Source organism: Paenibacillus sp. J22R160 (assembly GCF_059692135.1).
The window spans coordinates 562,825-575,240 of record NZ_JCAUAU010000003.1 but is presented as its reverse complement, the minus strand read 5'-3'; the positions used below and the strand labels follow the sequence as shown (position 1 = coordinate 575,240).

Annotated in this window: 7 protein-coding genes and 1 pseudogene; 7 read left to right on the top strand and 1 reads right to left on the bottom strand. The window is 46.4% G+C overall.

Annotation, left to right across the window (positions count from 1 at the left end; genetic code table 11):
• The first annotated feature begins 22 nt into the window (after positions 1-22).
• The 5 genes and pseudogenes from AC58UW_RS09615 (at position 23) to AC58UW_RS09595 (ending at position 7,822) form a co-directional block, all read left to right on the top strand.
• Positions 23-190, top strand: a complete 168-nt coding sequence (locus tag AC58UW_RS09615; protein ID WP_497420451.1) for a hypothetical protein — start codon at positions 23-25, stop codon at positions 188-190.
• 579 nt (positions 191-769) lie between these two features.
• Positions 770-1,186, top strand: a complete 417-nt coding sequence (locus AC58UW_RS09610) for a hypothetical protein (protein ID WP_497420450.1) — start codon at positions 770-772, stop codon at positions 1,184-1,186.
• 33 nt (positions 1,187-1,219) lie between these two features.
• Positions 1,220-1,588: pseudogene (locus AC58UW_RS09605) on the top strand (NUDIX domain-containing protein); the annotation flags it as partial.
• Positions 1,589-1,788: 200 nt separating this feature from the next.
• The gene (locus AC58UW_RS09600; protein ID WP_497420449.1) at positions 1,789-7,461 is read left to right on the top strand and encodes a cadherin-like beta sandwich domain-containing protein; all 5,673 of its coding nucleotides are present in this window, start codon (positions 1,789-1,791) and stop codon (positions 7,459-7,461) included.
• A 199-nt stretch (positions 7,462-7,660) separates the two neighbouring features.
• Positions 7,661-7,822 carry a hypothetical protein gene (locus AC58UW_RS09595; protein ID WP_497420448.1) on the top strand — a complete coding sequence of 54 codons (162 nt, stop codon included), beginning with the start codon at positions 7,661-7,663 and terminating at the stop codon, positions 7,820-7,822.
• Between the two features lie 253 nt (positions 7,823-8,075).
• Here the strand turns inward: AC58UW_RS09595 and AC58UW_RS09590 are convergent, their stop codons facing one another.
• The gene (locus tag AC58UW_RS09590; protein WP_497420447.1) at positions 8,076-9,128 is read right to left on the bottom strand and encodes a LacI family DNA-binding transcriptional regulator; all 1,053 of its coding nucleotides are present in this window, start codon (positions 9,126-9,128) and stop codon (positions 8,076-8,078) included.
• Between the two features lie 141 nt (positions 9,129-9,269).
• On the opposite strand from AC58UW_RS09590, the gene AC58UW_RS09585 reads away from it, so the two are divergent.
• Together AC58UW_RS09585 and AC58UW_RS09580 are read left to right on the top strand one after the other, a co-directional pair.
• Entirely contained in the window at positions 9,270-10,673 is a 1,404-nt protein-coding gene (locus AC58UW_RS09585; RefSeq protein WP_497420446.1) for an FAD-dependent oxidoreductase, read from the top strand.
• A 126-nt stretch (positions 10,674-10,799) separates the two neighbouring features.
• Positions 10,800-12,416, top strand: a complete 1,617-nt coding sequence (locus AC58UW_RS09580) for a response regulator (protein WP_497420445.1) — start codon at positions 10,800-10,802, stop codon at positions 12,414-12,416.

Below are 12,416 nucleotides of genomic sequence, written 5' to 3'. Positions count from 1 at the left end.
ATTAGTAAAGGTGGAACTTTCAATGGACAACTTTAAATTAGAGAATGAAGAAGTACAAGTGAAAAGAGTTTGGAAAAAACCGGAGTTGGAAGTGCTGTGTATTAAACATACAACATATTGGGAATTTCAGATGAGTGATGATGGATTTTGGAAAAATGTATGGGTTGATGACGTGGGTTCTTTTAGTTAAATGATTCTCGAAAAAAAGAAGCTAGCAATGTGGTTTTGAGTCTTGGCGAGCTACCACACGCTGATGAAGTAAACAAAGAAAAGCCCATTTTGATGGGCTTTTTTTGCTAACCAAACTGAATATCCAAAGCAGTTCCTAACTGATAGAGTGTTCAAGATTCTGTACTAGCAACTATTGCAAAAAAATTGAGGCCAATAATAACAAAATATTATAAAAAATGGAATAATTGGAACTTAATTATCATTTGGTGTTTTATGGTCCTTCTATAGCAATAATCTAAGGTAGTCATAGTGTTAATGCAATCAACAATAGCCATAAAGGATGAAAAGGTGTCGTCAGAAACAGATACAAAGTATATGCAAAAATTTAAAGGTGCCGATTTAGAGGCGTTCATGAATGAAGTTACTATCGCTGCCAAGAATAAAAAAAGAAACGAAATTTATAATCAGTAATAAATAAAAAGCCCATACAAGGGCTTTTTTTACTATCCAAACAATATATCTAATACTGTTCCTAGTTGGCCGCGCGACTCACGCTTGAGAATATTGCACTCAGCATACGGGAGGAGCATTCCATTATATGTTAACTTCTTTCTTCACGAAGATTTATATGGCGATGTCCGGATTCAAAAATAACGTGCTTCAATTATCTGGAAATCCTGATATTCTAGAGGATGAAGCCGTAGCTGGGACGAGGATCGAAATGGATGAGCTCCCAGATTTGCTGCACGATATTTCGAACATTTTCGAAAGAGGGTTGAGTGAGCAGGAGATTATAATTGCTCAACATACAATTGAAGGCTTAAGTATCAATGGAACAACGAAGTTTCACTATATTGTGCGTATGAACACTGAAGTCTTGGGAATGACCATTATTGCGGTTCGCGATCGACCGACGAGTGCTGTCCTGTGTTTTGTAACAGAGGAGAAGGTTGCTTATCACATTCAAGGGGTTATTTCCGTATTTCATTTACCAGAAAATCAAGTGCTGCAGTAGTTAGATACGATACTTATCGAGAGGATGATCGGATTGACTTATCCAATTCGGGTAAGAGCGTGTGCGCTTATTATCGAAAATGAGGCTGTTCTGCTTGTTGAGTTTCAAGACGAAGATGGGATTCATTACAATCTTCCGGCAGGTGGTGTTGAGCCTGGGGAATCTGTCATAGAGGCAGTGAAGCGAGAGGCCTGGGAAAAAACGGCTGTGGATGTGGAAGTGGGTCCACTCGCTTTTGTTTCCGAGCATGCTCCGCATTTGATTACAACTTACGAAAGTAATTCACCGCATGGTTTAAGCTTGATGTTCGATTGCAAGATAAAAGAAGGCTCCAGACCATCTCTTCCAGCTATTCCAGATGCCAATCAGGCGGGAGTCAGATGGGTTTCGTTGTCTGAACTAGCGTTAAATTGATGCTGATAAAAGCCGCCGATGCATACCAATGCTCGGTTTTTTTATGTTTTGAAAAATATTTGGCAATCTATGTTTCTAGTGGAAATAATGCGATGTTCTTAATCATATTAACATGTGAAAATAATAGCCTGTATGATAAGCTTTACTAGTCATCATTTTAATTTTCGAGAACGTTGAGGAGGGATAATTTGATAAAAAATCTACAAAGAGTAGGTATTATGCTCATTTGTTTCTTGCTCGTTTTTGGAACGGTGCTGGGGCAAAAGACAATGGCCGCAAGTCAGCAGCCAGGCGATCAGCACAGCTTAATTCCTAACGAGCCTATTACAGGCGCCGCTTATGGAAACAACGTGTATGTCGCGGTGGGCTACTATGGCAAAATTTTGAAATCTAGCAATGGGGTCGATTGGCAAATAGCCGCGGATAAATCGCGTCTTGACATCACGTATACTGGCGTTGCTTTCGGAGGCAGTCAATTCGTTGCTGTCGGGGATCAAGGGACGGTAATGACTTCTCCTGACGGAGACCTATGGACGCAGCGCGATTCTACGATATCAACCAGAATTGATAGAGTTACTTATGCGGGGAACCCGAACAACAAGTTCTTCGCGGTTACAACTGCTGGCACGGTAATCACCTCTACGGATGGTATTGCATGGTCGTCGACGACGATCGAGACAAGCAACAATTTGACGTCCATAGCAGTCAGCAACACTGCAATCGTTATTGGTGATTCTGGCGGTAATGTACATACGTCAACAAATGGAAGCACTTGGTCTGAACACAAGCTTCCGGATGCTTTTTTCATTAATTCTGTGCTGATTCTTAAAGATCGCTTCTATGCCAATGATGCTTTGGGATGGAGTTATACGTCGACGGATGGAACAAGCTGGAACAAGTTAGGTGCACCGTTCAAGACATCCGACACTACGCCGAATCAAATATTTGGAGGCCTATACGCGAATTCCAAATATTATTTGTTTGGTTGGGATGGGACGTCTTATGGCGGTATTTTTACGTCGACGGATGGTACTAATTTTCAACAGCAAGCCAAAGGGTCCACAATGACGTCCCAAAATGCCTTCTATGCTAATGGCGTATATATGCAGCTTGGTAATGATGGTATTGTGGTTTCCACCGACGGCACGTCTTGGCAATATCCTTATGGCGGATCATTTACGAGCATGATTTATAATGGAAGCAAGTATATGGCTGTTGGGAAAAATGGGAGTGATGGCTTCATTAAAGAGTCACCTGACGCCATTAATTGGTCTTCGGTCAATACAGGGCTTATACCTGCCTTGCAGTCAGTGGTGTTCGGCGGTGGCAAATATGTTGCCGTGAGCACTTCCTCAGGAGCTGTTTTGACGTCAGATGACGCGGTCCATTGGTCAATTAATGCTACAGCTGTTAAAAAGCAGGGGCTCACTTCGATCGCCTACGCGAACGGTGCTTTTATTGGCGTTAGCAAAATTGGGTCCATTTATAGAGCAACAGATCCGGCAGGTACATGGACACTAGTTCGAACGGACCCAACAAATTTTTATGCTTTGCAGTCTGTTGCGTATAATAACGGTAAATTTTATGCTGCGGGAGATAATGGAACTTTTCTTGAATCCGCGGATGGAATTGCATGGCAAAATACAGCATTTCCTTTGGTACCTACGGCTGCTGCATTTAATATTTCTTCCTCCCAACAGGTTGACATCGGAGTGAGTTTGAACACCAGTATGCTGAAAAGCATCAGTGTAAGTAATAAGGGTAATCTTTTAAGCCAAGGAACGGATTATACGCTGGGTGAAAATAATATCACGCTCAAAAAAGAGTTCTTAGCTCAACTCGCTGTTGGTTGGCATACGTTTACGTTCCATTTAAATGATGGCGCATCGCAGACGTTTGCTGTGAAGGTAAGCAATTCATCTTCCGAGTTGAGTCCTCCTGCAACGAATTTGAAACTGTCGAGTGCAGGAATTGCGAATTGGGATGCGGTGCCAGACGCAGTAGGCTATGAAGTGCAGCTTTACCGCAACGGATCGGTGTGGGGCAGCGCAGTTTCTGTGAACTCAATCCCACGGAGTACGGATTTCTTGACGGCCATGCAATCAGCAGGCCCTGGCAATTACACGTTTAAAGTAAAGGCAAAAGGGGATACGGTTAACTACAAAGACGGGCAGCAATCAGATCCTTCTAATATTCTTTATAAAGCGCCAACTGAGGATGGGACGGCTAACAAAGCGGGAACTGCGCAAAATGCGAACTTCGACATCCTAGTGAATGCATTAAATGGAACAGTTGTGACAGCGAAAGTAGGCGGCACCAACGTTCTACAATCAGGAACGAATGTGACAGCTGCAAACGGCAAAGCAACACTTCCCATTGACATCGCGAAACTACCAACAGAAGGCAGCAACGATATTGTGATTGTTTATACCGATGCAAATGGCAATTTTTCGCAAGATTTAACGGTTTCGCTCACGAAAGATACGATTGCACCTTCTGTACCAACGGAAGACGGAACGGCGGTGAAAGCAGGGACAACTCAGAATACGAATTTCAGTATTGTTGTCAATGCCGAAACTGATGCAAAGGTAACAGCGAAAATAGGCGCTACGAATGTGCTGCAAGCTGGAACTGAAGTAAAGGCTGCAGGCGGTAAAGCAACGCTGCCGATTGATCTTACGAAGCTTTCTGAAAATGCCAATCAGATCGTCATTGTTGTGACGGACGGAGCAGGAAACGTATCAGGAACACTGACGGTACCTGTCACGAAAGATACAATAGCGCCGACTAAACCGGCCGAAGACGGATCAGCAGACAAAGCAAACACGACGCAGAAAACCAATTTCAACATCATCGTAACCGCAGACAACGGGACAACGTTGACGGCGAAAGTGGGCGCCACGAATGTGCTGCAGTCTGGTACGGAAGTAACGGCGGCGAATGATAAAGCGGTGCTGCCAATTGATGTAACGAAGTTGGCGGAAGATGCGAACAGTATCGCAATTGAGTCGAAAGATGCTGTTGGCAACACATCCGTTGCCTTGACGATTACTGTCAATAAGGATACGAGTCCACCAACTGCTCCAGCGGAAGACGGAACGGCAAACAAAGCAGGAACAACTCAGAACGCGAACTTCAGCATTCTTGTAAACGCAGAAGAGGGTTCAGAAGTGACAGCGAAAGTGGCAGGCGTGAACGTTCTACAGTCAGGAGCGAGTGTAAAGGCTGTTGGTGGCAAAGCAACGTTGCCTATTGATTTTAGAAAGCTTGCGGAAGGATCTAATGTAATTGAAGTTGTCGCAACAGATGCCATAGGCAATGTTTCTAGTGCTTTGACCGTTACTGTAGTAATAGACACGACTGCGCCAGCTGATCCAACGGAAGATGGTACAGCTAACAAAGCAGGTACTACCCAGAACGCAAACTTCAACATCATCTTAAATGCAGAATCAGGAGCAGCGGTAACAGCGAAAGTAGGCGGCACCAATGTCCTGCAATCAGCAACGAGTGTGACAGCTGTAAATGACAAAGCGACGCTGCAAATTGATATCTCACTCCTCGGAGAAGGAGTAAACAACATTGAAATTGTTGTGGCAGATAGCGTGGGAACTGCTTCCGGCACATTGACAGTACCTGTAACCAAGGATACGTCACCGCCTGCGGTACCTGCCGAAGATGGGTCAGCAGACAAAGATAATACCTCACAAACGAATAATTTTAACATTATCGTTGATACGGAAACGGGCGCTACGGTAACGGCGAAAGTCGGAAGCACGAATGTCCTACAGTCTGGAACGGATGTAACAGCAGTAGGAGGCAAAGCGATCCTTCCTATTGACCTGTCGAAGCTGGCAATGGGCGACAATGTAATTGAGATTGTTGCAACAGATGCCATTGGCAATTCAGCTGCATCATTAACGGTCAAGGTAACCCGCGATTTAAGCTCAAATGCTGATTTAAGTGCTTTGGGTGTTAGTATCGGTAACTTGAGTTTTGCAGCTGACACGACAAGTTACACGTTAAGCGTAGCAAACAACGTCGAGACGATGACGGTTACGCCAACGACGGCAGATGCCGGTGCGAGTGTGAAAGTAAACGGTATTGCGGTTGTAAGCGGCCATGCAAGTACAGATATTCCGCTTAACGTTGGCCTGAATCCTATCGAAGTTGTTGTGACTGCAGTTAATAATTCGGTAAAAACCTACACGATTGATGTAACGAGAATTAGTAACAACGCGCTGCTTGCAAACTTGTATGTCGATCAAGGGACACTAACACCGAATTTCTCTGCTTCACAGCTTCAATATCAAGTGGATGTACTTAATATGGTTTCAAGTCTCAATATGTCTTTAGTAAAAGCGGAGCCTAGTGAAACGATTACTGTAACGGGTGCAACCTATTCAACTGTAACAGGCAATGTTTACACTTTCAGTGCTTCTAATTTGAACGTTGGTTCTAATACGATCAGCATTATAGTAACTGCGCAAGACGGAACGACAAGTAATGCGTATAGCCTAACGATTGAACGCGCACCTGGAAACGCGGACTTGAGCAGTTTGGGACTTTCGAGCGGAGCGCTAACGCCGGTATTTGCTTCCGGACAAACGAGTTACACAGCCAATGTTGCAAACGGGATATCCAGTCTTACGGTAACTGGAAGTTTGGATGATAGCCATTCTACTATGACTGTAAACGGAACACCGGTCTTGAGCGGTCAACCCAGTGGAATTATCCATTTAACTGTCGGGGCAAATACGATCACGATGATCGTGACAGCGCAGGACGGGACATCGAAGACTTATACAATTACTGTGAATCGCGCTTCCCAGGATAATGATAGTGACGATGATAATGGAGGAAGTTCAACACCAACTAGCCCTTCCTTTGTGACTGGAACAGACGGTCAATTAACGCTTCTTGTAGGTCAATCAGGAGAAGTTAGTTTAGGTGAGGCAGTTACCATTTCCATTCCTGCGGGAGCAGCAATGAAAGAACTGAAATTATCGATTGAAAAATTAGTAAACACTCAAAATTTGATTTCGGATAAAGATGTTCTTGTTAGTCCGATCTTTGAGATTTTGAAAAACTTCTCGGAGAGCTTCAGTAAACCGGTCACGTTGAGCTTTGCTTTTAACCCATCAGCTGTGCAAAAGGATCAAAGACCCGCTATCTTCTACTTTGACGAAGTGCAGAAAAAATGGGTGGAAGTTGCTGGAGGCACCGTGAATGGGGATCGAATTACTGTAGCAGTAAATCACTTTACGAAATATGCGGTATTCGCTGTCGGACAATCCGAACCAACGAAGGAGCCATCGGGCAACACTGCTTTCCGTGATATTGCAGGACATTGGGCAGAGGTTATCATTAAAAATGCAGTTAGCGGAGGCGTCGTAAGCGGATATCCAGATGGCACGTTTAAGCCGGATTCAACAGTAACTCGCGCTGAATTCGCGGTTATGCTCATGAATGCGTTGAAACTGCAAGGAGAAGGAGCACTACTAACCTTCACAGACAATGCCAAAATCGGAGCTTGGGCACAGCAAGCTATCGCAAAAGCAGCCAAAGCAGGCATCATTCATGGTTATGAAGACGGCAGCTTCCGTCCAGACGCACAAATAACACGTGCCGAAATGGCCGTGATTATCGCAAATGCGATGGGAGCATCCAGTACGACAAGTGCGACTACGGGCTTCTCAGATGATGAGAATATTCCCGCATGGGCCAAAGGCAGCGTTGCTTACGTGAAGCAAGCGGGTATTGTGCAAGGCAGAGACAAGAATACGTTTGCTCCGCAAGCTAATGCAACAAGAGCTGAATCTGTCGTGGTTTTGTTAAAAATGTTGGAACAAAGGAACAAGTAGCATGAATTGAAAGAACTTGAAAGAGGCTCTCCCTCGATCATTCGATGACTGAAGGGACAGCCTCTTCGTCTGCGTAGTGAGCGCTGAACCGTTCATGTGAGAGGTACTTGCCACGCTATACTTAACGGAAAAACTCCCGTTAATTCAAGCGAGTCCTGCACAATTAAATGGAAAAAATACCGTTATTCTGCGCTGCTCTGTGGCAGGAAATGAAATAGCGGTAGAAACTACAGCTAAATCATCAGTAGTCGCACGAAATCTGCTAAATCTGGTGAAATTAGCAGTAGAAATTCCAGTTATTTGGGAAAAAGTGGATCAATCACTGAAATTAGCAGGAGGAATCGGCGTTACTTACAAGTAATCCATCCACGCAGCCTCCCCGTTCCTAGGAGATGATCCATTTAGCTGCCTTAGCTGGTATTGATAGAGAAACTCAGGCTGTCGAGAAAGCCAAGTGGGCGAGAGTATTTCCCGTTAATCTGAAGAGGCTGTCCGATAAGTTCAAAAAAGAGGCTCTCCCTCGGTCATTGGATGACTGAAGGGACAGCCTCTCTTTGTCTCGTGCGTAGATAAGAGAGCGACGTAATAACACTCCACTTATAGAACTGGTGTTCCTATATGGTGGAAGATCCCAAATTCGCGGACGTCGTCCCTCCAATCCAGAGCTCCCCCTGGATACGAATATGCTCACACGGCAATGTAGGATTCGCGATGCGCCAGAGCATGCGATCAGCCGCCCGGTAGCCAGTCTCGCGAACGGACAACAGCGGCCGGGTGAACTCCGGCAGGGAAGCGGGCTGCTCATTGAGCATGCCGATGAGCGATATGTCCTCGGGTATGCGCAGCCCGAGCTCGGTGCAGAGCTGATACACAGCCGGCACCTCGCCGTCGACGCCGCAAATCAAGGCGGTGGGCGCGTTGCGAAGCAGCTTGGCGCGCAGGTCTTCCAGCCAATGCGGATTCGTATTCCGCGCATCAATGGAGTGCTGGCGGGGATCGATCGCCGCCTCAAATTCATTCATGGCATGCTGGAATGCCTGCCAGCGCAATATAAATCCACGTTGTTGATGCGTATCGCCAACATACATGATATGGACATGCCCGATGGACCGCAGGTAGGCAACGGCTTGGAAAGTCGCTTCATAGATGTCCCAGATGACGCTGTCTACTTTGGTGCCGAGCGGTGGATAGCTCAGCAAGATTTTGGGGATTGGCAGCTTCAGGAGCTCATCCTCCCAAGATTTGGGAGTCAGGCTGGGAGCGATGAAGATGCCGTCGGTGTAGGCAACGCCACGCTCTTCCAACCAGTCGGACATCTCGCTGCTGCGGATGGAAGTCGGCAGCATACAGACTTCGATGTGGTGGCCGAAGGAGGCGAAGCGATCCTGCAAGCCGCCAATTAAACGCGCATGATAATTCAAGGATGCCTCCGTTTGAACAAGCAGGAATCTCATTTTCTCCACAGGGTAAGGCGAGATGTGCTCGGCGCGCAGGCTGCGAATTTGATCCTTGGTAAAATATCCTCGCTGCTCCATGGTTTCAAGAATGAGCTGGCGGGTCGTTTCGGACATGCCGGGCTTGCCTTTCAAAGCTTTGGAGACGGTTTGTACGGTTAGTCCCAGCTCTTTGGCAATTGTTTTCTGTGTGACGTCTTTACGTATAGGCACGGGATTCCACCTCGTAGTTGGCATGTTGCATCTTGGTTTCTATCGTACCATGATCGCTTTTTGGATTAAACTAAAATTAAACTAGTTTCACTTTCAGGCCGGATTATAATGAAGGTATTAGATCAAGTGGAGGTAGAGCAAATGGCTAAACAAACGGCACAAACCCTTACAATTTCATCAGAACTTCCGATTTCGTATACACCGGACGTCGTCGTTGTTGGAGGCGGGGCAACGGGTGTTGCCGCTGCCATGGCAGCAGCACGCAATGGCGCAGACACACTGCTGATCGAGCAGCGGGGCTATTTGGGCGGCATGGGGACAGCTGCATTAGTGCCTGCATTTTGCCCATACTCGGATGGCGAGAAGCCGATCATTCGCGGGATTGGTCTGGATCTTTTGAACGAAATGAAGCGGGCGGCAGGAGAAGCGTTCCACGAGCGGTATAAGGAACAATTGGACTGGGTGCCTATCGATGTTGAAACGCTGAAGCGCGTATATGATCAGCAGGTTTTGGATAGCGGTGCCAAAATCTTGTTCCACACCGTTGCTGACCAAGTTCTGCTGGAAGGCGATCGCATTAGCGGACTAGTAATCAGCAACAAATCAGGACGCTCGGTCGTTCAAGCTAAGCTGTACATTGATGCGAGCGGGGACGCGGATTTGGCGGCGCTAGCCGGAGTACCGTTTCAGACTGGCGGAGAAAATGGCGAGCTACAGCCGGGAACGATGTGCTATCTCGTGACGGGAGCAGATAAAGCGCGTTTCGATCAGTTCTGCCAGGACTCCGGGCAATCCAAGCAGCTCGACAAAACGATTGTGGAGGCCCAACAAAACGGAGATCTCCCAGAAGGCCGCAAACGCGTGTCCGGTATCGCATGGATTACAGATGCTATTGCCGGATTTAATTTTGGTCATATTTTCGGCATAGATGGTACGAGCGCAGAAGATTTGACGTATGCGGCTATTGAAGGGCGCAAGCTGATTGATGTACAAATTAAATTCCTGCGCAAATATGTGCCAGGGTTCGAGAATATCCATCTTGTGCACTCCGGCGATCAAATTGGCATTAGAGAAACACGCCGCATAGCGGGAGATTACACGCTTGTTGTGGATGATTTCATCTCCATGAGGACCTTTGAAGATGATATTGCGCGTAATGCCTACTTTATCGATATTCATCTTGCCAATGCCAGCAGTACCATGGTTATCAAGCATTTGCCGAAAGGGAAATCGCATGGTGTCCCCTACCGTTGCATGTTGCCGAAGGGCAAATCCAATCTTATCGTTGCCGGGCGCTCTGTTTCGTCGGACCGTCCAGTTCAAGGCTCGCTGCGTGTAATGCCGAACTGCTTTGCCATGGGGCAAGCGGCTGGTACGGCTGCGGCAATGGCGAGCGTGACAGGCGGCGGTTTCCGTGAGGTGAACATTCCGGAGCTTCAGCGCAAACTGGTCGAGCAGGGGGCTTGGCTGGGCGAAAATCCTGGCAAAGTAGAAGCGGTTACTGTGGCCTCGGGTCACATTGAGTACGACGAGGAAAGCAATTAACTCGAGGAGAAGATCGTCCCAGACCTGCCGTTGGCAGCGGGGACGATTTTTTTTGATCACTTTCTATTTCGAACACGCAGACTAGCAAGTATACTAGAATAGCAGGATAAGGGAGGCGCATAAAACATGTTTCGACTCGTAATTGTAGATGATGAACCTACTGTGAGGCATGGATTAATGTCCTATTTTGAATGGGATAAATATGGCATTGAGGTTGTTGGCGAAGCTGATGATGGAGACGTGGGTCTGGAAGTGATTGAGAGCCTCAAACCGGATATTGTTTTGACGGATGTTCGCATGCCGCAGATGGATGGAATTCGTCTTTCACATGCCATTAAAGCGCGTTTTCCAATGATGAAAATTGTGTTTGTGAGCGGGCATGACGATGCGGATTATTTGAAATCGGCACTTAAGGTCAATGCGGTGGATTACATATTTAAACCTGTCGACCGATTGGAATTAGCTGCTGTTGTCGAGCGGGTCGTAGGTGAACTTAAGGAAGCGGAGCAAGAACGTACTTATATCGTTGATATGCAGGTAAAACTAACCCAAAGCATGCCTTTGCTGCGCGAGAAATTTCTGATGTCATTAATTAGGGACGGGATTCCGCATCCAGGAAGGATCAAGGATCGGCTAAATTTTCTAGGGCTTGTGCTGCCTAGCGAAGCGGTGTATTGGACGATTGTTGTGAAAATTGATGATAGCGATCAAGTTGTTTCGACACGCTCGGAGAGGGATCAGCAGCTGCTATCCTACTCGATTTTGAATATTATCCAGGAAATTATCGGGAAATATATGCAGGGTTATGCTTTTGAGAATCGCAATGGCGAATATGTTGGCATTCTGAGAATGGGCGAAGAGGATACCCAGGAGGAGATGCTGCTTGGTGTTGCGGAAGACATTCGGGATAGCTTGCTCAAATGGTTGAAAATAAGCGTTACGATTGGCGTAGGCGAGCGAATTTCTGAGTTGGCTGCTTTGCCGCAATCCTATAATCAGGCGCAAGAGGCTGCTGACCATCGCTGGTATTTGGGGAAAAATCGCATTATTTCCATTGACCATTTGGAACATGATAATGAAAGCGTATACCGTTTCGATGCTGCGCAGGGAGAACGTATTCTATCTGTGGTCAAAGCATCGGATAAAGCTGCGCTGCATGCTGAACTGGACGATGTGTTTATCCCGCTTTCTCAGAACCGCAGGTTAGGATTCTCGAACGGGCGAAACGTGAGCTTGCAATTAATTTTGCTGACAAGCCGGCTTTTGCAAGAGCTGAATATGCTCGGACCCGACATGGAGAAGAAGGAACGAGACTTGTGGGAACGCATTTTTAAACAAGAGCGCATGGCAGATTTGCGTCAAATTGTAGAAGAGCACCTTCTACAGGTTTGTGAAAGTATTGAGGAGAAGCGCAAAGGGAAGCCGAAAAATGTCATTGAACGTATCCACGCCTTAATCGAGCAGCGTTATGCGGAGAATTTGCAGATCGGGGATATTGCCAAAGAGGTCTATTTGTCTTCCACCTATATGTGTTTGCTGTTCAAGCAGGAGACAGGTGAGACCATTAATGAGTTTCTGACCAAGGTGAGAATTGAGAAAGCGAAGGAGCTGCTTAGTGATCCCCGCAATAAATTTTATGAGGTTTGTTTCTTGGTAGGTTATTCGGACCCCAGCTATTTCAGCAAATTGTTCAAAAAATACGTCGGACTTACGCCAAGCGCATACCGTGACCAGATGATATAA

Excerpts from the sequence above, each read along its gene's own strand:
- AC58UW_RS09610 (WP_497420450.1), top strand. The coding sequence starts at position 770 with ATGTTAACTTCTTTCTTCACGAAGATTTATATGGCGATGTCCGGATTC.
- AC58UW_RS09585 (WP_497420446.1), top strand. The coding sequence starts at position 9,270 with ATGGCTAAACAAACGGCACAAACCCTTACAATTTCATCAGAACTTCCG.
- AC58UW_RS09615 (WP_497420451.1), top strand. The coding sequence starts at position 23 with ATGGACAACTTTAAATTAGAGAATGAAGAAGTACAAGTGAAAAGAGTT.
- AC58UW_RS09580 (WP_497420445.1), top strand. The coding sequence starts at position 10,800 with ATGTTTCGACTCGTAATTGTAGATGATGAACCTACTGTGAGGCATGGA.